Source organism: Burkholderia mycopellens (assembly GCF_964265025.1).
Classification (GTDB): Bacteria; Pseudomonadota; Gammaproteobacteria; order Burkholderiales; family Burkholderiaceae; genus Burkholderia.
Map to the genome: position 1 here is coordinate 960,190 of NZ_OZ183803.1, position 18,972 is coordinate 979,161.

Genomic DNA, 18,972 nt, shown 5'->3' on the forward strand with positions numbered 1-18,972 from the left:
GCGCCTCACCGGAGACATCATGGAATACGTCATAGGCGTCGATATCGGCACGCAGAGCACCAAGGCGCTGCTCGTCGACCGGCACGGCGCGATCGTCGCGCGGCGCTCGGCCGGCTACCAGCCCGATACGCCGCGCCCGCTATGGGCCGAGCAATGGCCGCAGGTGTGGTTCGACGCGGTGCTCGAATGCATCGCCGGCTGCGTGAGCGATGCGCGCGCGCAGGGCGTGCCGGCCGATGCGATCCGCGCGGTGTGCGTGAGCAGCCTCTACGGCGGCTCGGGCATTCCGGTGGACATCGACATGCGGCCGCTCCATCCGTGCCTGATCTGGATGGACCGGCGCGCGACCGCGGAAGTCGACTGGGTCAACGCGAACGTGAACGTCGAGCGGCTGCGCGTGATCACGGGCAACGGCGTCGACAGCTATTACGGCTTCACGAAGATGCTGTGGCTGCGCGACCAGCGGCCGGACGTGTGGGCGGACGTGCGCTACTTCCTGCCGCCGAACGCGTACGTGATCTATCTGCTGACCGGCGAGATCGCGGTCGATCACAGTTCGGCCGGCAATATCGGTGGCGTGTACGACGTCGCGCGCCGCGAGTGGTCCGACGACGCGCTCGACATGCTCGGCATTCCGGCGACGATGATGCCCGAGCGGCTCGTCGAATCGACGGATGTCGTCGGCGGGCTGCTGTCGCAATGGACGCAGCCGCTCGGGCTGCCGGCCGGCACGCCCGTCGTCGCGGGCGGCGTCGATGCGGCCGTCGCGACCTTCGCGGCCGGCGCGACGCGTGCAGGGCAGCATGTCGCGATGATCGGCACCAGCATGTGCTGGGGCTACGTGAGCCGGCACGTCGATGCGCGTCACGGGCTCGTCAGCATGCCGCATGTGTTCGACGGGCAGCGCGACCTGTACGTATTCGGCGGCGCGATCACGGCCGGCGCATCGGTCGCCTGGTTTCGCGACCAGTTCTGTCACGCGGAAATCGATGCGGCGCGGCTGCTGCCGCACGGCGATCCGCACGTGTTGCTCGAGGAAGCGGCCGAAAGCGTGCCCCCGGGCGCCGACGGCGTGCTGTTCCTGCCGTACCTGATGGGCGAGCGCAGCCCCGTGTGGGACGCGAAGGCGAGCGGTGCGTTCGTCGGGCTGAGTCTCGCGCATACGCGCGCGCACCTGTATCGCGCGGTGCTCGAAGGCGTCGCGTTCGCATTGCGGCACAACATCGAGGCCGGCCGGCGCGGCGCGGCCGCGCTCGACGACCGGCTGATCGTCGTGGGCGGGGCCGCGCGTTCGGCACTATGGATGCAGATCATCGCGGACGTGACGGGCTTCCCGGTGTGGACGATCGAGCAGGACGTCGAAGCCGCGATGGGGGCGGCCTTGCTCGCGGGCGTCGGGGCGGGGCTCGTGTCGCACGACGATGCGCAAGGCGGATGGGTCACGCTCGTCGAGCGCGCACGGCCCGATGCCGGACGCACGCAAGCGTATGCGGCGCGCTTTGCGCGCTACACGGCGCTGTACCCGGCGCTCAAGCCGATCATGCACGGGTTGCACACGTCATCATGAAGACACGATTCGATTTCGGCGGTTCGCGGGTGCTCGTCACGGGGGCGTCGAGCGGGATCGGGCGCGCGTGCGCGGTCGCGCTGGCGCAGGCGGGCGCGCAGGTCGTCGCGGCCGGGCGCGACAGGGCCGCGCTCGATGCGCTGGCCGGCGAGACCGCGTGCGAGACGTTGCGCCTCGATGTCGGCGGTGACGAGCAGGCGATCGACGCGGCGCTCGCCGCGCACGATGCGTTCGACGGCCTCGTGAATTGCGCGGGGATCGCATCACTCGAATCGGTGCTCGACGTGAGCGCCGCGCATTTCGATCGCGTGATGGCCGTCAATGCGCGCGGCGCGGCGCTCGTTGCACGGGCCGTCGCACGGAACATGATCGCGCGTGCCGGACGCGGCGCCGCGCATGCGCGGGGCAGCATCGTCAACGTATCGAGCCAGGCCGCGCTCGTCGGCTTGCCCGCGCATCTGAGTTACTGCGCGTCGAAGGCGGCGATGGACGCGATCACGCGCGTGCTGTGCATCGAACTCGGACCGCACGGCATTCGCGTGAACAGCGTGAACCCGACCGTCACGCTCACGCCGATGGCACAGTTCGCCTGGAGCGAACCGGAAAAGCGTGCGCCGATGCTGGCCGCGATTCCGCTCGGGCGGTTCGCGGAGCCGCACGAGGTCGTCGAACCGATCCTGTTCCTGCTGAGCGATGCGGCCGCGATGGTCAGCGGCGTGTCGCTGCCGATCGACGGCGGGTACACGTCGCGCTAGGCGGCGTTATACGGCGTCATGCGACGACGGCGCATGGCGGGAACCCGAAGCGGATGCGCGGCGCAGCCGCCTTGCGGCTAGACCGGATCCTTGCTCGGCGGGCCGTCGGGTTGCTGCGGGTTGTCGTGATGATGGCCCGGCGACGGTGGCGACAACGGATCGTCTTCCGGGTCGCGGTTCGGGTCGGCCGGGGGCTCGGGCGTCGGGGTCGTGTGGTCGGTCATGGAGAACTCGCGCAGTGCGTGACGGCGGTGGCGCGGCGGGGGGCGCCTCGTCTCCGTTATAGCCAATCGGGCGTGCGTTTGCAGCGGGATTGTTGGGGCGGAGGGGCTGTCGTCGGTGCAATCAATCCGTGCACGGGCGGTTTTCGTGCGGGTAACTGCAGCGCGCGGATCGGGCCGCGCGCTGCATCGCGTGCTCCGTGCGATCCCGGTCAGCGCAAGTCCGACGGCGTATCGACGTCGCGCACGATGCCGGGATCATCAACGTCGAGCAGCCTGACCGGGGCGCTGGCGAACAGCGCGCGGGCGCCCGTGTCGCCGTCGAGGGTGGCGAGCGCGTCAAAATGGTGCGCGGCGAACCCGACCGGATGGCCGCGCACGCCGCGATGCGCGGGCGCGACGATCGACGCGTCGTCGGCGTCGAGCGCGCGCGTGACGGTTTCGTAGGTGGATGCCGCGATCCACGGCATGTCGCCGAGCGCGACCAGCCAGCCGTTCGCGTCGGGCGTCGCGCGTACGCCGGTCGCGAGGCTCGCGCCCATGCCGCGCATGGCGTCGGGTGCGTAGACGACATGGCACCCGGCTTCGTTCAGCAGCATCGCGAGTTTTTCGGCGCCGGGGCGCACGACGGCAATCACGTCGGCCGTGGCCGCCGCGAGATGGCGGGCGGCCGCCACCGCAACCGGCGTGCCGTCGGGAAGCAACGCGAGCAGCTTGCTGTGCAGGCCGGTCGGGTCGAAGCGTTGACCGAGGCCGGCGGCGAGGAGGACGCCGGTGGCGAGTGACGCATAGGACATCGGCGCGGGGGAGAGTGACGCAGGTGCTGCGATTGTGCGTGAGCGGGCAGGGATCGACAAGTGAGGATGTTACCGAGGCGGGCGCGTTTCGTAGGAAAGCATGTCAGCGCGCGGCTGCGTCGAGCATGTTTTCCTCGACGGGGCCGTAGATGGCGTGCGATTGGTCGCGCATGACGGCCCAATAGCGGTCTCCGAACGACCAATGTCACCATTCCGACGGGTAATGGGTGAGGCCGGCGCCGGTCAGCGCGGCGATCAGCACGTGGCGGTTGCGCGCGGCAGTGCGGGCGTGCCCGGTTGTACCTGCAAGTGATGGTCGATCTGGTCAGACGAATTGCCAACATGTCGGAGTTGGCGTGGGCGTGCGGTCTGGATTGGCCGGCGGCTACGCGACGCTTACCAGAGCGTCTTCACGTGCGCGTAAGCGCGGATTTTTTCGTCGCGGGTGACGAGCGGTGCACCGAGCCGCCGCGCGGTAGCGACGATCATGCGGTCGGCCGGATCCTTGTGGAACGTGCCGGGCAGCGCGGTGGACTTCGCGGCGATGTCGGCATCGACGGGCAAGAAGCGCATGCCGTCGATCTGCGCGACCGTGGCGAGCCACGCGTCGACATCCATCGTCAGCGCGAGGCGCTCGTTGCGCACCAGCATCGCAATCTCCCACGCGGAGATCGCCGATGCGGCGAGCGCGCCTTCGCTGCGCGCGCGATCGATCGCGCTTCGCGCTTTCTTGCTGAGCGACGGATCGCCCGCCACCCACCACACCAATGCATGCGTATCCAGCACGATCACCGCGACGCCTCCCAATCCTCTTCCGCAATCGGATCGAGAGGATTGTCGTAGCGCATGACCGAGCCGCGCAATAGGTCCAACGGCTGAGCCTCGCGTGCGTGATACGGCCGGATCTCGAGCGTCGGCTTGCCGTGATCGGTGACGATCAGGCTTTCTCCCGACGACTCGACGAGCCGGAAGTATTCGAGTGCGCGAGCCTTGAACTCGGATTTCGAAACGGGATCGTGCGGCATCATGATAAGGACCTGGTCATGTGACGATAGTCATTTTATGGCGGTGCGGCGGCGGGAGGCAAGTCGCGACGGTCAGGCGTCACCGGATGCATGCAAAGCGCGACAGGGGGTGTCGATGCCGGGGGGGCGGACGACGCTGCCAGCCTTGCTCGCGTGCTTGCCGTGATCTAGATTTTTTCTATCGGGGATCTCGGGCGGGAGGGACTGCCATGGAACTGAGCGTAGAACGTGTCGATGTCTGGGCGGCGAACATCGACGACAAGCCGGGCGGCCTCGCGACGGTATTAGGCGCCCTGCGGACTGCCGGTGCGGATTTGCAGTTCATCGTCGCACGCCGCACATCGGAGGCGCCGGGCAAGGGCGTCGTGTTTGTCGCGCCGCTGCAGGGAGACGCGGTGATTCGCGCGGCCACGCAGGTGGGGTTCAGCGTCACCCCGAGCGTTCACTCCGTCCGCGTAATGGGTCTGGATCAAATGGGCATCATCGGGCAACTGACCCAGATGCTCGCGGACGGCGCGATCAATCTCCGTGGCGTCTCGGCCGCCGTGCTGGGTTCCCAGTTCATTGCGTATTTCGCGGTCGATTCGGTGGACGATGCAGACAAGGCGATCGATATCCTGCAGCGGGCATGAGGCGGCCGCGTTGGGCGGTGGACTGGCTTGGCCGGAAGTGAGCCGCGTTTCAGGACGGTGCGGAGCCCGCCACATGGCTCAGGTATCGGCCCACCGTCTCAGCAGGTTGTGATAGATCCCGGTGAGCGCGATCACGCCCGGGTCGTGCGCACCTTTGTCCGCGGAGAGCTGCTGAATCTGCGTATCGAGCTGGAACAGCAGCGTGCGGTCGCTGTCGTCGCGCACCATGCTCTGGATCCAGAAGAACGACGCGACGCGCTCGCCGCGCGTCACGGGCGTGACGTGATGCAGGCTCGACGCCGGATACAGCACGAGGTCGCCCGCCGGCAGCTTCGCGCGATGCGTGCCGTACGTATCGTCGACACACAGCTCGCCGCCGTCGTACGCATCGGGTTCTTCGAGGAACAGCGTTGCCGACAGGTCGCTGCGCACGCGGAAATCCGTGCCGCGCAGCAGCCGGATCGCGTTGTCGACGTGCGTGCCGAACGTCTCGCCGCCTTCGTAGCGATTGAACAGCGGCGGAAATACCTTGAGCGGCAGCGCCGCCGAAAAGAACAGCGGATTGCGTGCGAGCGCGTCCTGGATCGCGTTGCCCACCGCGCGTGCGGCCGGCGAGCCTTCCGGCAATTGCCGGTTGCGTTTCGCGAGCGCCGACTGCGTGCCGGACGTCGCATTGCCGTCGACCCATTCGGCCGCATCGAGCCGTTCGCGACATTGCGCGACCTGCGCCTTCGTCAGCACGCCGGGGATATGAAGCATCATGATGTGGATTCCATGCAGTGCGGTTGCAGTTCCGGTTGCATCTGCAGCGCCGCCGCGCGAAATGCGTCGATCGGCGACGACGCGAGATACGCGTGCATCTTTGCGACGAATGCGGGGGTAGCGGTGGCCGGCACGCGCGCGAGCCATGCGAGCGCTTCGTCGATGCACCCGCGCTCGGCGAGCAGCCGCGCAAGGTTGAACTGGCCGCGAAAATCGCCGGCCACGGCGGCGCGGCGATAGTGGTCGAACGCGGCGTCGCGATCGATCGGTACGACCCAGCCGTCCTCGTAGAAGCCGCCGATCAGGTTGATCGATTTCGCATGGCCGAGTGCGGCCGCGCGCTGGAACCAGGCGAGCGCATCGACGCGATTCTCGTCGATGCCGTTGCCGAGCGCGAGCGCCGTCGCGTAGTTGTACATGCCCCAGTCGAGCCCCGCCTGCGCGGCGAGCCGGTACCAGTACACGGCGACCGGCGCGCACGTGGCCGTGCCCCAGCCGAATTCGTAGCAGCGGCCGAGCATGTTCATCGCCATCGCGTGGCCGGCGCGCGCGGCGTGCCGGAACCAGTTGAACGCGGCCGCCGGATCGCGCGCGACGCCATGCCCGTCGAGCAGGTATTGCCCGTAGACGGCCTGTGCGTCGACGATGCCGTGGTCGGCCGCCGCCGCGACCCACGCGGCGGCGCGCTCGGGCGGCCCGGCCAGGATGTCGGCGAACTCGCGCGGCGAAACCGACGCGAGCGCCTTCAGCGACACGGCCTCCATCGATCAGTAGCGCGCGTTCAGCGTGACGAACGCCGAGCGGCCCGGTGCGATCGACGCGTAGTGCGCCGGATACGCCTGGTCGAAGTAGGTGCGGTTGAACAGGTTGTTCACGTTCAGCTGCAGGTCGAGCTTCTTGTTGATCCGGTACTGCGCCATCGCATCGAAGCGCCAGTACGACGGCACCGCGTGCTGGTTCGCGGTATCGCCGAATACCTGCGACATGTAGAACGCGCCGCCGCCGACGGTGAACTTCGGCGTCACGTCGTAGTTCGACCACATCGTGAAGCTGTGCTTCGGCGTGTTCGGGAACTGGTTGCCGTTGTTCGCCGTGTCCTTGCCGTTGTCGCGCAGTTCGCTTTTCATGTACGTATAGCCGCCGAACAGCTGCCATTGCTTCGTGATCTGGCCTGCGACGCCGAGTTCGAGCCCCTGCACGCGCTTGTTGCCGACCATCGCATACTGGTTGTTCGGCAGCGTCACGCGCGCGTTCGTCGTGTCGATCTGGAACAGCGCGGCGGTCAGTGCGAGCTTGTCGTTCAGCACGTTCCACTTCGTGCCGAGCTCGATGCTGCGGTTTTTCTCCGGCGACAGCTGATCGGCGTTCGAGCCGACGCCGCCGCGGCCCGGCGTGAGCGACTGCGTTTCGCTGCCTTCACCGAGCAACATGCCGGCCGGCGTCGACGACGTCGCGTACGACGCATAGATGCTGCCGTTCTGCGCGGGCTTGAACACGAGGCCGGCCTGCCAGTTCACGAGCGTGTCGTCACGCGTGGTGGTCTTGCCGCCGTTGGCCCGGGTGTCGGTGAAGCGGGTCGAGTAGTCGTCGATGCGTACGCCGCCGTTGACCTGCCAGCGCGGCGTGATCTCGATCGTGTCGAAGCCGTAGATCGACTTCGTCACGGTGCGGGCACGCGAATAGTCGTTGTTGCGCGTGATCGAGCCGGCCCACGGGTCATTGGGGTTCGGCGACCACAGGCTCGTGCAGTTGTAGCCCGACGCCGCGCCGATGCCGTTCTGGCAGATCTTGCCGTTCGCGGCGGCGACGTTGTACGTGTCGCGCTTGCCCCATTCGCGCGACAGCTCGATGCCGGTCGTGAAGCTGTGCTTGAACGGGCCGGTGCGGAATTCGCCGAACAGCTCGGTCTGGTTCGCGATGCTGTTGATCGCGCTGTTGCGGGTGTTCGCGCGCCGCCAGACCTTGCCGTTGACCACGTTGCCCTGGCTGTCGTCGGGCTGCGTCCAGATGTAGTCCTGCGTCGATTCCGTGTAGCGCGTGGTGTTGCGGATCGTCAGCGACGACGTGATGTCGTGCTCGATCTTGAGCGTGCTGATGTCCGACGTCGTCTTGCGGAAGTCGCGGTTGGTCAGGCCGTAGAAGTTGTGGCGGTCGACGGGCGCCGGGCCGTCGGTGGCGACGCCTTTCGGGAGATTGAAGCCGTAGTAGTACGGGATGCCGCCGTCGGGCAGGTCGTCGGTGGACAGGTGGTAGTAGCTCGCGACGACGCGCGTCGACGTGCCGAGGCCGAATGCGATCGACGGCGCGACGCCCCAGCGCTCGTTGTTGACCGCGTCGCGGCCGGCGACGTCGTTGTTGTGGCTCATCAGGTTCAGGCGGAACGCGGCGTGATCGGCGAACTGCCAGTTGCCGTCGGCGGTGAAGCGGCGATAGCGGTCGGTGCCGAGGCCCGCGCTCGCGGCGGCGGTGGTGCCGAGGTGCGGGGCTTTCGTGATCAGGTTGATGCTGCCGCCCGCGCCGCCGCGGCCGCCGTACGCGCCGTCGGAACCCTTGGTGATCTCGATGCGCTCGGTGTTGAAGATCTCGCGGGTCGTCGCGCCCGTGTCGCGCATGCCGTCGACGAACATGCTGCCCTGCGTATCGTAGCCGCGGATGAACGGACGATCGCCGAGCGGGTTGCCGCCTTCGCCGGCGCCGAACGTGATGCCCGGCACGGTGCGCAGCGCTTCGGTCAGCGTCGACGCGCCGCTGTTCTGGATCAGTTCCTGCGGGATCACGGTGACGGATTTCGGCGTGTCGACGAGCGGCGCGGTGAATTTCGCGGAAGCGGAGAAGTCGGCCTTGTAGCTGTGCTCGGCCTTGCCTTGGACCTCGATCGGTGCGAGATGGCCTTCGGTGCCGGCCGGGGCAGGCGGCGGCGTGCCGTCCGCCGCGAACGCCGGGCTCGCGGCGAGCACGCCGCACAGGGTGGTGAATTTGCCGAGCTTCAGCTCGTCGGGACGTGACTTCATGATGCGCTTCGACCTCGCGGTGTGGCCCCGGGGGCGGTGCGCTGCGGAAATGTGCATGCCGCCGGGAATTATTACGATTTGTTTTCAGACGGCATTCTATGTAATTTCGAAGTAAATGAGAAGCGTTCTTGTTTGTGTTTGTAAGGGGATTGTTGACGAATGTTGCGGGGTGGTTATGGCGCGGTTGAGGCGTGGGAGACGGCCGAATGGCCGAGTGTGGCGGGTCCGTCGGGCGGGTTAGAGTGATCGCGTCGTGGTGCAATCCATGTGACAGCAAAATGCTAATATGACTGCATTGGAAGCATATTAATGGAGTGCATCATGCCGGTGATCACCGTTCGAAATTTGCCCGACGAGGTCCATCGTGCCCTTCGGATCCGCGCGGCCCAGCATGGGCGCAGCACCGAAGCCGAGGTGCGCGACATCCTCGAGCAGGCCGTTCTGCCGGGTGGGCGTCTCAAGCTTGGCACGCTGCTGGCGGAAATCGGGCAGGAGGCAGGCGGTGTCGATCTCGACGTCCCGCGCGACAAGACGCCAACCGATCCGATGAGCTTCGAATGATCCTTGTTGATACCAACGTCATTTCCGAGCCGCTGCGGCGTGAGCCGAGCGCGGCCGTCATCGCGTGGCTCGACGCCCAGAACGTTGAAACACTGTTTCTGGCCGCGATCAGCCTCGCCGAAATGCGGTTCGGTGTCGCGATGTTGCCGGCAGGGCGCAGGCGGGACTGGCTGCATCAAAGCATCGAGCATCGTGTCATGCCGGTGTTTCGAAGCCGGATCCTGCCGTTCGACGATGCGGCAAGCAAGGCGTACGCGAGCATTCGCGCGCGGGCCCGCGCCGCGGGCAACGCGATTGCGCCGGCCGACGGCTACATTGCCGCGACAGCGGAGGCGAACGGCTTGATCGTCGCGACGCGCGACGTCGCGCCGTTCGAGGCGATGGGGCTTCGGGTGATCGATCCGTGGGCGGCGTAATCGCCGGTCGCCAAATCGTTCGGCGCACATGAAAATGAAAGCGCGCCGGGCAAGCGGCGCGCTTTTTGTTGGGCGAGATGCCCAGCCGGAGGCGCCCGACCGGCAGCGCCTCGATCACTCGGTCTCAATCGACCCCGTGAAACACCGCGTCCTCCGGCCCGAGGTACGCCGGCGGGCGCCACGTCGCGTCGCGCATCGAATGCTGGACGAGGTTCTCGACGCCGAGCAGTACCGCGAAGATCGCCATCCGCACCGGAATGCCGTTGTCGGTCTGGCGGAAGATCGCGAGGCGCGGGTCGCGGTTCAGGTCGACCGACAGGTCGTTCGCGCCGGGCCGGCTGTCGCGCGGCAGCGGGTGCATGATCAGCGTGTCCGGTTTGCACACCGCATCGACGAGCGCCTGGTTGATCTGGAAATCCGGTGTGTAGCCTTCGAACGACTCGTCGGTAAAGCGCTCCTTCTGGATCCGCGTCGCATACACGACGTCCGCGCCGCGCAGGCCGGCCGCGAGGTCGGTCGTCTGCTCGATCACATGGCCGTTCGTCGCGATCTGATCGACGATGTAGGCCGGCATCTCGAGCGTCGGCGGCGACACGAGCGTGAACTTGAGCCCGCGGTACAGTGCGAGCAGCTTGACGAGCGAGTGCACGGTGCGGCCGTATTTGAGGTCGCCGACCAGCGCGATGTGCGCGCCGTCGACGATCTTGCCGAGCCGCGAGAACTCGCGCTGGATCGTATAGAGATCGAGCAGCGCCTGGCTCGGGTGCTCGCCGGGGCCGTCGCCGCCGTTGATCACGGGCAGGTTGGTCGCGCGCGCGAACTCGGCCACCGAGCCTTTCTCCGGATGGCGGATCACGAGTGCGTCGACGTAGCCGGCCATCACGCGGCTCGTGTCGTAGATCGATTCGCCCTTGGCCATCGACGAGAACGTGAAGCCCGTCGTGTCGCACACGGAACCGCCGAGCCGGCAGAAGGCGGCACCGAACGATACGCGCGTACGCGTGCTGGCCTCGAAGAACAGGTTGCCGAGCACTGCGCCTTCCAGCACGCGCGATATCTTGTGGCGGCGCGCGATCGGCTGCATCACGTCGGCCACGCGAAACAGCGCTTCGACCGATTCCCGCGAGAACTGGTCGACCGACAGCAGTTGCGGCTTGCCTTCGAAAAAGAACTGCTTGGCGAGCCCCTGGTTATCTACGCTTTGCGTATAGCTGCCGCCTTCCGGTACCGAGCGCTCGACGATTTCCGACACGAAGCGCTCGACGATCTCGGGCATCCCGCGCGATTCCTGCGAGTCGTCGGGCAGCAGCCAGGTGTCCAGCGCGCGCCGGCTGACGCCGATGCGATTGGCGAACGCTTCACGCGTCATGTTGAGGCGGCGCATGGCGTCGCGGAGGAAGGCTTGCTGGGGAACGGTCATCGGCGGCTCCTGACGGAAAATATACGCGGTGCGTATATTAGTTCCTGGCGCGTTGAAGTCAAGGAAAATCTGCGCGAACCGGCTGTGCGCCGTGTGACATGCGGCGGGTTCGGACTGGCGCGCGGCGGCCGTCTCCGTATAATCAGGTCAGGCCCCGTGCCCTGCATCTTGCCGGGCGCCACGCCGCAAACGATTCGCCCGTCGGGCTTGTTGATTTCAAGGAGAATGAGAATGACGCGTACGATTGCTGCAATGCTGCTGGTGGTGACCGCCGCGCTCGCTGGTTGCAACACGGTCGCCGGCGTGGGACAGGACATTTCGAAGGGCGGCCAGGCGATCAGCGATACGGCTGAAAAAGCCAAGTAAGCCGACCGGTTCCGGAATGCAGAAAGCGCCGGGCCGTCCCGCGATTGCGGGGCGGCCCGGCGCTTTTTTTGCGGCCGACGCTCGATGCCAGCGGCGTCAGGCGCGCTCGACGAACGCGTAACGGCCTTCGACCTTGCGCGGCGTAAGCCAGCCGTAGTCGGGGAACAGGCGGTTGCGGACGAACCAGACATAGCCCACCAGCAGGACCGTGATCGCGAGGCTCGGCAGCGCGGTCGACGGATCGCGTCCGAGTTCGGCGATGGTCTTCGGCAACTGCAGCAGCGACAGCAGGATGAACGCGTGGTACGCGCCGACGCGGTTGGTCGCAAAGCCCCAGATGAACAGCAGCGACAGCGGGACGGTCAACGCAAGGAACACCAGCACGAGGCCGTTGGGGGCGCCCGTTGCGAAGAAGTAGTACGCGAGCATGAGGCTGATCGCGAGCTGGGCGATGCCGAGCGCGACCAGGATCCGGATGTGCAGCTTGTTCTGGCGGCAGCGTTCGGGATCCGGGCGCGACGCGATCAGGTGCGCGAGCACGCGATCCTTGAGTCCCTGTCCGGACAGTTCGGCCAGTGCGTCGGCCTTCCTCGTTCCCGCGGACAGCAGCACCGCGATTCTTGTTTTGGCTTCCTTCCTGTTCATTGCGTGGCGGATTGTCGTTCGATGGTTGTCAAAGATCCCGGCCACGCGAATATTGCATCTCGCGGGGTGGTGCGCAACGGTTTTGCGGTGCGCGGACACATTCCTACAGTCGCCGGCTGCATGGCGCGACCGCGAGGATCGACAAGCTACGCGGCGCGCAGCCGCGCGGTTTCCGCCACGACGCGATGAACGCGAGTCAGTCGGCGGCGGCCTGCGCGGCGGGCGCGGCGCTGGCCGGCCGACCCGGATTCGCCGGGTGCGTATCGCGCGCTTCGGCTGGCGGTTCGCGCCGCCTCGTCGCGCCGACGAGCATGCCGGCGACAACGAGCGCGATGCCCGCGATCCGCGTGCCGTTGAGCGTTTCGCCGAACAGCGCGACCGCGAACAGCACCGCCGAAACCGGCGCGACAGCCGTGAACAGCGCGGCCTCGGTGCCGCTCGTGCGCGCCGAACCCGCATACCAGCACAGGTAGCCGAGCACGGTCGGCACCAGCGCGTAGTAGGCGATCGCCGACACGGCGCCCACGGTCCAGCCGGTCGCCACCGCGTGCCATTCGAACGCGGCTGGTACGAGGGCGAGCACGAAGCCGAGGCCGGACATCGCGGTGGACAGCGCCAGCGGCGGCAACGGTGCGGCCAGCCGCCGGTTGAGCAGGATGAATACGGCTTCGCACGCGACGGCGGCCAGCACCAGCGCATCGCCGGCAAGCGTCTGGAGCGACGGCAGCGCCTGACCGGGCGCGAACGTGACGAACAGCACGCCGGCCGTGGCCAGCGCGGCGGCCATCCAGTCACGCGGCGTCTGTTGCTCGCGCAGCACGACGGCCGCGATCAGCGTCGACATCGCGGGCAGCGTGCCGAGCATCACACCCGCATCCAGCGGCGACGACAGCTTCGTACCGCAGATCAGCAGCACCGTGTAACCGACACCGCCCGCCGCCGCCTGGATGACGAGCAGTACGGCGTCGCGCGTGGACGGGCGCGGCCAGCGCATTCGCTGCGCACGCATCAGCGCGAACAGCAGCGGCGTCGCGATCAGGAAGCGCAGCGCCGTGGCCGCGAACGGCGGCAGGCCGCCCGCCGCGAGGCGGCTCGCGATGACGGTGCTGCCGACGCCCGCCATCGCGGCGGCGAGATAGAGATAGCCAATCAGTCGTGTCTTCATGCGCCGCATCGTCGCGTACGGCGGCCGTGCGCGTCTTGAACGAAATTGCGGCGTGCGGGCGGGGCGTCGAATACGGCGTGCGCGCAACTCGGCATGCTTGTGCCAACGGGGCGGGCGATAGTTGCCGCTGCCGTCGATGGGGCCGCTGCCTTCGAGGTCGGTGCGCCGGGCGGCGCGTCCCGCCGGATGGCGGCGGCGTCAAACGGCCTGCGTGAACCGCCCCGGCGTGATCCCGAACTGGCGCGCGAACGCACGTGTCAGGTGGCTCTGGTCGGCAAAGCCGGCTTCGGCCGCGGCATCGGCGATCGGCAGGCCGCTGGCGAGCAGCGCGCGCGCCAGCCGCGCACGCGACTGGATCAGGTAGGCGTGCGGCGTGATGCCGAGTTCGCGGGCAAACCCGCGCAGCAGCTGGAAGCGGCTGACGCCGCTCAGGTCGGCCAGCTCGGCGAGCGAAACGGGGGCGGCCGGCGCTGCGTCGAGCCGTTCCCGGGCGATGCGGATCGCCGGTGCGACGCCCGCCGGCGGTAGCGCGCGGCTCGCGTGCCGGGCGAGCAGCCCGGCGACGAGCATCACGAGCGCTTCGTCGCGGGCGAGCGGCGGGGATTCCCCCGCGACGATACGTGCATGCAGCCGGCCGACGGCAACCGCGAGCCGCGCATCGCGCACGGCCGGGTGCGCCAGTTCGACGCCGCCGAGCCCTTCTTCCGCCGCGACGCCCGCGACCAGCGCGGGTGCGAGGTACAGCATCCGCCAGCGCCGGCCCGTGCCGGCCTCGATCGGCGAGCCGTCGTGCATCTCGCCCGGGTTGACCATGATCGCGTCGCCGGCCAGTGCGTCGACCTGCCCGCGGCCGCTCCACGACCGGTGCGCGCCGCTGACGATCACGCCGACCCCGAATTCGTCGTGCGCGTGGCGCGGAAACGCGCGATCGGATTCGAGGCTGATTGCCTCGATGCCTTCGCCGGTCCGTCGGTAATGGGTGACGCGGTGCATGTGCGCTCCTCGCGCCGGTCGCGGCGCGGATTTCGTGCACTTTAGCGCGTTCCGGCGCCGTGCGCCCTTCATCCTTTTGGCCGATACCGCGCGGCGCGCGCAGCCCGCACCATGTGCACATGAGCAGCGTACACGGCCCGCCGGGCCTGAGGCTGCACGGGAGACGGCAGGTGGAACGACAGGATCCGGTATTCATTCAGGTTGGCGCGCTCGCGGACGGCTTCGCGCCAGGCGCGAACATCCTCGCATCCGTCGACGCGCTCGCCGGGCGTACGCTTGTGCTTGGCGACGCATCCGGCGCGTGGCGCGTCTATACGTTCGAGCCCGGCGCGCTGCAGTGGCGCGACGCGGCGACCGACACGGGCGGCCGCGAGCCGTGCCGCGTGACGCGGCTGCGCGGCGGGCTGTACTTCGTCGACTACATCGATTCGGCCGCCCGCGCGACGTCGGTCAGTCTCGTGATCGATCTCGACAACGGGGTATGGACGTCGGTCGTCGGCGTGCTGCCGACCGAAGCCGACACGCGCATCGACGCGTTCACACGGGTGGCGCGCGGGCTGCCGCTGACGGGCGTCGAGGCCGGGTTCCGGCACGGCACGCTCGGCGGCCACACGCAGCCGGGGCCGCTGCACGGGCCCACGCGCGAGCTGATCGGCAAGCGGACGATGTATCGCTACAGCCCGACCGAATGCTACGAGCACATCTACCTGAACGAGAATTTCTACGCGTGGCAATGCCTGCAGGGTGTCGAAGGCGGGCTGGCCGACGTCGACCGCTGCCATTACTTCAGGATTGCAGATGAACTGTATCTGTTCGTGTGGCGCGAAAAGGTGGTGCCCACGCTCGGCGTCGTGCTGATCGACCTCGCGCAGCGCAAGACAGACGGCAAGATCTTCGGCTACCAGGGCGGCGATTTCGGCACGCTGTCGAACTTCCCGATCGGCGCCCACGCGCAGGTGCTGAACGACACCGTGCATCCGCTCGGCGGTGAGGCGCAGCGATGAATGCCGCGCCGGGCAGCGGCCGCTTGCGCGCGGATTTCAGCGGGCGTGTCGTGCTCGTCACGGGCGCCGCGCAGGGGATCGGCGCGGCGATCGCACGCCGATTCGCGGAATCCGGCGCGTTCGTCGCGCTTGCCGACCTGAACGGCGAGGCTGCCGCCGCGCAGGCCGATGCGCTCGCGAGCACGGGCGGCCAGGCGCGCGCCTATCGCGTGGATGCCGCCCGCCGCGATGAACTGGGCGCGCTGGTCGCGGCGGTCGAGCGTGACGGCGGCCGGCTCGATGTCGTCGTCCACAATGCCGCGTATTTTCCGCTGACGCCGTTCACGCAGATCGACGAGCCGACACTCGACCGGACGCTGTCGGTCAACCTGTCGGCGCTGTTCTGGCTCGCGCAGGCCGCGTTGCCGGCGTTCGAGCGCGCGGGAGCGGGCCGGCTGCTCGTCACGTCGTCGGTGACGGGGCCGCGCGTCGTGTATCCGGGGCTCGCGCATTACGCGGCGTCGAAGGCCGGCGTGAACGGCTTCATTCGTGCGGCGGCGCTGGAGCTCGCGCGCCGCAACGTGACGGTCAACGGCGTCGAGCCGGGCATGATCCGCACGCCGGCGGCCGGCAATCTCGGCGACGCGTCGGTCGCGGCGCAGATCGCGCGCGACATTCCGCTCGCACGGATGGGCGAGCCGGAAGACATCGCGAACGCGATGCTGTTTCTCGCCTCGGTGGATGCCGCATACATCACGGGGCAGACGATCGTCGTCGATGGCGGAGCGACGTTGCCCGAGAGCGGGGCGGTGCTTGGCGGTGAGTGACGGTGGAGCGGGCATTGGCCGGCGGAACCGGGCGGCGCCGGCGGTCCGCTGCGAGTTCGCGCAGCGGGCTCGGCGTGTCCCGTCGGGAGCCTCTTCGCGTGCGTCAGTCCGGCGTCCCGTCATGGTCCCCGAGCGGCCTGTCGGGCCAGTCCACCCAGCGGTCCGCGCGCGTCAGCTCATACGCCTCGTTCTTCGGGTAGCGGATGCGGTTGTCGTCGCGCGGACGTTCACCGATCACCATCAGCCTGACTTCGTCCTTCGTGTTGTTGATGAAGGTGTGGCAGATGCCGGTGCCCGCCGGAAACGCGACGGAATCGCCTTCGACAACGGGGTAAAGCACGCCGTCGATCCAGACGTCGGGCTTGCCTTCGAGCACGTACACAAACTCCTGCTCGGTGCTTTCGGCATGTGGGTAGGAGGTTCGCCGGCCCGGCAGAAGCCTCACGTGATGAATGCCGATACGCGTGATGCCGAGCTTGGCGGACAGCGGCGCATCCAGCGCCATCGGCTCGGTATCGCCGCGATAGCAATGCGCTTCCGGTTCTTCGAGTTCGGTCCAGTGCTTGATGAAATCGGGGCGGGTCATCGGTTGCACTCCTGTCGGGGGGATGTCGAGGGTAGCGGTTCAGGCGCCGACGTTGGCGGTGATTCGCGCCCTATCTCGGCGAATGAACCTCGGCCGATAACTTACCAGCGAATTCGGAAGGGCGATTGCGCGTCGAATTTCTTGACCGGCCGTGGCGGCGAAGCCGGCTGGGGTGATCCTGACGCCGGTCATGCGGCACGTCAGGTGCCGGTCGGCGGGATCCAGGGGGGCTCGGATGTCGCCGATCGGGCGGATCGACGACATCCACGGAAATCGGCACCGAACCGCTTCTTGCGTTGCGCAAAAAACGTCTGCAATACGGCGCGTGGGTATCGTCCGCCGCGTATCGCCGCGACTACAGCCAGCCGTTGCGGATGAACTCGACGATCGAATAGCGGCGGTGCTCGAGATCGTTCTGCCGAACGGCGTCGACGATGCGCGACACACCGTCCGCGTAAGGTGTCGCACCCACCACGCGCGATTCGAACTGCAGGCTGCACGCACCGTCGTCGATGCGGATCCGGTGAATCGCGTGGCGGCCGAGTTGATCGTCGGCGACCGCGAATTCGCTGCGCTGCACGTTCGGGTCGCGCACGGAGCGGATATCTTCCGGCCGCACGCCGAGCGACTGGCCGATCCCGACGGCCGTGCCGGGGACGGACGTCTTGCCGGCCTGGTGCGACTCCGTCAGGCTGATCCGGCAGTCGTGAAACAGGTGGCCGCTGGTTTCCAGCATGCTCATGAACTTGAGCATCAGGATGTTCGTGTTCGGACACAGCACGACCGGGAAAGCGTGCGAGCCGGTTTCGAGCTCGGAGCCGGTCGATAGCTCGACGAGCGGCGATCCGGTGGCCTCGCAGAACGCGATCACAGCGGGGAGTTCGCGGCCGGAGCCGGCATGGACGACGATCGTTCGGGCGTCGCTGCGCTGCGCATCGTTGCGCGCGCTGTCGGACCAGGGGATCACGCGACAGGTTGCCGGGTCGAGCCGGTGTGCGTCGAGCAACTCGCTGGCCAGCTTGCCGGTTCCTACGACGAGTACTTGCATGGAATTGACGGGTTGAGGTTCAGGATTCGGGACGGGAGCGGCGCCGGCCGTCGGGTGGCACGGCACGGTCGCCGCGCGGGGCGCCGGAGCGGTCCCGAGCATTATGCCCGGCCGCCCGCGTGCGTGCCCGCCGGGCCTCGCAGGTGGGCAGCCCGGTGCGTCAGCTGGCCGACACAGTCGGCAGCCATGCATTCGCCGCGTTCTGCGTCGCGAGTTGCTTTGCGATCGAGCGTGCGAGGCGGTCCGTATCGGACGCCACCGTGTCGTGCTTCACTTCCGACACGCCATGCAGGCCGGCGCCAACCGCTGCCGACGTCGCGAGGCGGCCGGCCGCCGCGCCGACCCCGGCGGTTTCCACCATGCCGGGCAGGTGGCCGCTGTTCGCGCTGGACGAGAACGTGCCGAGCGGCTGCGGTGCGCCATGCGCCGGCTGGAACAGCACGGTGACCGATGCCTTCACTTCGCTCTTGCCCGCGCCGAGCCCGATCAGCGTGCGGCGGCGGCGATTGCCGGCGTCGATCGACTCGAACCGGCCTTCGACGACCAGTGCGTCGCGCCCGTCGGGCACCGGGCCGCGCAGCGCGGGAATGCCTTGCGACCGGAGTTCGCGCACGAGGGCGTCGGCGAGCTGCTCGCGGGTCTTCAGCGCGCTCTGCTGGCGCTGCACGTCGGCGGACGATCCGCTTGCGAGGGTCGCGATTTTGCCGATCATCCCGCCGTCGACCTTGACGTCGGTCGTGTCCACGTCGAACGGGGACACATAGATGACGTCCGCACGAACCTGCGGCTGCGTGCGGGCTGCCGGCGCGGCGCTCATGGGCGTGGTCGCGGTCGATGCGCAGCCGGTCATCGCGAGTGTGCCGGCGATCAGCGCGACACTGGTCAGACGTTTGGCATGGGCAGCAAGTGCGCGAAGGGAAGAAAACATGTCGATCTCCGTGGCCTGGATGAAGTTGCCGATACTGTCGCGGCATTCAGGAACGCGAACGATCGGAAGCGGGGCGTGATCGCTGGCTGGGGAGAGGTTTCATGCCGTTGCGCAACACGCAGGCGCAAGTATGCGGAGGCCGGGCGCGATGCGCCACGCAGGAATTATGTCGGCGCATGTCACGTGCCGCCGTGTGCGGACATGCACGGCAGGCAGGCCGCCATGCCGACGGGCGAACGAACGGGCGAGCCGTCAGCTAGTCGG

22 protein-coding genes are annotated in these 18,972 nt (G+C 68.0%); 8 read left to right on the forward strand and 14 right to left on the reverse strand.

Annotated features, from left to right (window positions below; genetic code table 11):
• The first annotated feature begins 19 nt into the window (after positions 1-19).
• On the forward strand, positions 20-1,567 hold the full coding sequence (locus tag ACPTTC_RS22590) for an FGGY-family carbohydrate kinase (RefSeq protein WP_423393981.1): 1,548 nt from the start codon (positions 20-22) through the stop codon (positions 1,565-1,567).
• Complete coding sequence (locus ACPTTC_RS22595) at positions 1,564-2,322, forward strand: SDR family oxidoreductase (protein ID WP_226195798.1); 759 nt, start codon at positions 1,564-1,566, stop codon at positions 2,320-2,322. Before ACPTTC_RS22590 ends, ACPTTC_RS22595 begins: the two co-directional genes overlap by 4 nt.
• Positions 2,323-2,399: 77 nt before the next feature.
• On the opposite strand, the gene ACPTTC_RS22600 is transcribed toward ACPTTC_RS22595, so the two are convergent.
• The 4 genes from ACPTTC_RS22600 to ACPTTC_RS22615 all read right to left on the reverse strand — a co-directional run bounded on the left by ACPTTC_RS22600 (position 2,400) and on the right by ACPTTC_RS22615 (position 4,368).
• Entirely contained in the window at positions 2,400-2,546 is a 147-nt protein-coding gene (locus ACPTTC_RS22600) for a hypothetical protein (RefSeq protein WP_166896045.1), read from the reverse strand.
• Positions 2,547-2,755: 209 nt separating this feature from the next.
• Positions 2,756-3,340, reverse strand: a complete 585-nt coding sequence (locus ACPTTC_RS22605; RefSeq protein WP_423393982.1) for a nucleotidyltransferase family protein — start codon at positions 3,338-3,340, stop codon at positions 2,756-2,758.
• A 396-nt stretch (positions 3,341-3,736) separates the two neighbouring features.
• Complete coding sequence (locus ACPTTC_RS22610) at positions 3,737-4,132, reverse strand: type II toxin-antitoxin system VapC family toxin (protein ID WP_423393983.1); 396 nt, start codon at positions 4,130-4,132, stop codon at positions 3,737-3,739.
• The gene (locus ACPTTC_RS22615; RefSeq protein WP_175953344.1) at positions 4,129-4,368 is read right to left on the reverse strand and encodes a type II toxin-antitoxin system Phd/YefM family antitoxin; all 240 of its coding nucleotides are present in this window, start codon (positions 4,366-4,368) and stop codon (positions 4,129-4,131) included. The genes ACPTTC_RS22610 and ACPTTC_RS22615 overlap by 4 nt, the downstream gene beginning before the upstream one ends.
• A 206-nt stretch (positions 4,369-4,574) precedes the next feature.
• Here ACPTTC_RS22615 and ACPTTC_RS22620 point away from each other — a divergent pair, with 206 nt between their 5' ends.
• A complete protein-coding gene (locus ACPTTC_RS22620; RefSeq protein ID WP_096473850.1) occupies positions 4,575-4,997 on the forward strand; it encodes an amino acid-binding protein in 423 nt (140 codons plus the stop codon).
• A 78-nt stretch (positions 4,998-5,075) separates the two neighbouring features.
• Here ACPTTC_RS22620 and ACPTTC_RS22625 read toward each other — a convergent pair whose 3' ends face one another.
• The 3 genes from ACPTTC_RS22625 to ACPTTC_RS22635 are packed head-to-tail and all read right to left on the reverse strand — an operon-like array spanning position 5,076 to position 8,770.
• On the reverse strand, positions 5,076-5,759 hold the full coding sequence (locus ACPTTC_RS22625) for a Fe2+-dependent dioxygenase (RefSeq protein ID WP_423393984.1): 684 nt from the start codon (positions 5,757-5,759) through the stop codon (positions 5,076-5,078).
• Positions 5,756-6,523: a tetratricopeptide repeat protein gene (locus tag ACPTTC_RS22630; protein ID WP_423393985.1), complete on the reverse strand. Its 768-nt coding sequence runs from the start codon at positions 6,521-6,523 to the stop codon at positions 5,756-5,758. Before ACPTTC_RS22630 ends, ACPTTC_RS22625 begins: the two co-directional genes overlap by 4 nt.
• 3 nt (positions 6,524-6,526) lie before the next feature.
• Entirely contained in the window at positions 6,527-8,770 is a 2,244-nt protein-coding gene (locus ACPTTC_RS22635) for a TonB-dependent receptor (RefSeq protein ID WP_423393986.1), read from the reverse strand.
• A gap of 321 nt (positions 8,771-9,091) precedes the next feature.
• Here ACPTTC_RS22635 and ACPTTC_RS22640 point away from each other — a divergent pair, with 321 nt between their 5' ends.
• Positions 9,092-9,331: a FitA-like ribbon-helix-helix domain-containing protein gene (locus ACPTTC_RS22640; RefSeq protein WP_175968782.1), complete on the forward strand. Its 240-nt coding sequence runs from the start codon at positions 9,092-9,094 to the stop codon at positions 9,329-9,331.
• Positions 9,328-9,747 carry a type II toxin-antitoxin system VapC family toxin gene (locus tag ACPTTC_RS22645; protein ID WP_175958197.1) on the forward strand — a complete coding sequence of 140 codons (420 nt, stop codon included), beginning with the start codon at positions 9,328-9,330 and terminating at the stop codon, positions 9,745-9,747. The genes ACPTTC_RS22640 and ACPTTC_RS22645 overlap by 4 nt, the downstream gene beginning before the upstream one ends.
• Positions 9,748-9,871: 124 nt before the next feature.
• Here ACPTTC_RS22645 and ACPTTC_RS22650 read toward each other — a convergent pair whose 3' ends face one another.
• On the reverse strand, positions 9,872-11,167 hold the full coding sequence (locus ACPTTC_RS22650; protein ID WP_423393987.1) for an aspartate carbamoyltransferase: 1,296 nt from the start codon (positions 11,165-11,167) through the stop codon (positions 9,872-9,874).
• A 231-nt stretch (positions 11,168-11,398) separates the two neighbouring features.
• On the opposite strand from ACPTTC_RS22650, the gene ACPTTC_RS22655 reads away from it, so the two are divergent.
• Positions 11,399-11,533 (forward strand): entericidin A/B family lipoprotein, encoded by a 135-nt coding sequence (locus ACPTTC_RS22655; RefSeq protein WP_021158165.1) that lies wholly within the window; start codon positions 11,399-11,401, stop codon positions 11,531-11,533.
• Positions 11,534-11,629: 96 nt separating this feature from the next.
• Here the strand turns inward: ACPTTC_RS22655 and ACPTTC_RS22660 are convergent, their stop codons facing one another.
• The 3 genes from ACPTTC_RS22660 to ACPTTC_RS22670 form a co-directional block, all read right to left on the reverse strand.
• Positions 11,630-12,178, reverse strand: a complete 549-nt coding sequence (locus tag ACPTTC_RS22660; protein WP_423393988.1) for a permease — start codon at positions 12,176-12,178, stop codon at positions 11,630-11,632.
• A 196-nt stretch (positions 12,179-12,374) separates the two neighbouring features.
• Complete coding sequence (locus ACPTTC_RS22665; protein WP_423393989.1) at positions 12,375-13,343, reverse strand: DMT family transporter; 969 nt, start codon at positions 13,341-13,343, stop codon at positions 12,375-12,377.
• Between the two features lie 198 nt (positions 13,344-13,541).
• The gene (locus ACPTTC_RS22670) at positions 13,542-14,336 is read right to left on the reverse strand and encodes a helix-turn-helix domain-containing protein (RefSeq protein WP_423393990.1); all 795 of its coding nucleotides are present in this window, start codon (positions 14,334-14,336) and stop codon (positions 13,542-13,544) included.
• 170 nt (positions 14,337-14,506) lie between these two features.
• On the opposite strand from ACPTTC_RS22670, the gene ACPTTC_RS22675 reads away from it, so the two are divergent.
• Together ACPTTC_RS22675 and ACPTTC_RS22680 are read left to right on the forward strand one after the other, a co-directional pair.
• Positions 14,507-15,340, forward strand: a complete 834-nt coding sequence (locus tag ACPTTC_RS22675) for a molybdenum cofactor biosynthesis F family protein (protein ID WP_423393991.1) — start codon at positions 14,507-14,509, stop codon at positions 15,338-15,340.
• Entirely contained in the window at positions 15,337-16,146 is an 810-nt protein-coding gene (locus tag ACPTTC_RS22680) for an SDR family oxidoreductase (RefSeq protein WP_423393992.1), read from the forward strand. Before ACPTTC_RS22675 ends, ACPTTC_RS22680 begins: the two co-directional genes overlap by 4 nt.
• Before the next feature lie 103 nt (positions 16,147-16,249).
• Here ACPTTC_RS22680 and ACPTTC_RS22685 read toward each other — a convergent pair whose 3' ends face one another.
• The 3 genes from ACPTTC_RS22685 to ACPTTC_RS22695 all read right to left on the reverse strand — a co-directional run bounded on the left by ACPTTC_RS22685 (position 16,250) and on the right by ACPTTC_RS22695 (position 18,708).
• A complete protein-coding gene (locus ACPTTC_RS22685; protein WP_423393993.1) occupies positions 16,250-16,732 on the reverse strand; it encodes a cupin domain-containing protein in 483 nt (160 codons plus the stop codon).
• Between the two features lie 355 nt (positions 16,733-17,087).
• Positions 17,088-17,780 (reverse strand): dihydrodipicolinate reductase, encoded by a 693-nt coding sequence (locus ACPTTC_RS22690; RefSeq protein WP_175968772.1) that lies wholly within the window; start codon positions 17,778-17,780, stop codon positions 17,088-17,090.
• 160 nt (positions 17,781-17,940) lie between these two features.
• On the reverse strand, positions 17,941-18,708 hold the full coding sequence (locus ACPTTC_RS22695; protein WP_423393994.1) for a DUF4410 domain-containing protein: 768 nt from the start codon (positions 18,706-18,708) through the stop codon (positions 17,941-17,943).
• Positions 18,709-18,972: the final 264 nt, after the last annotated feature.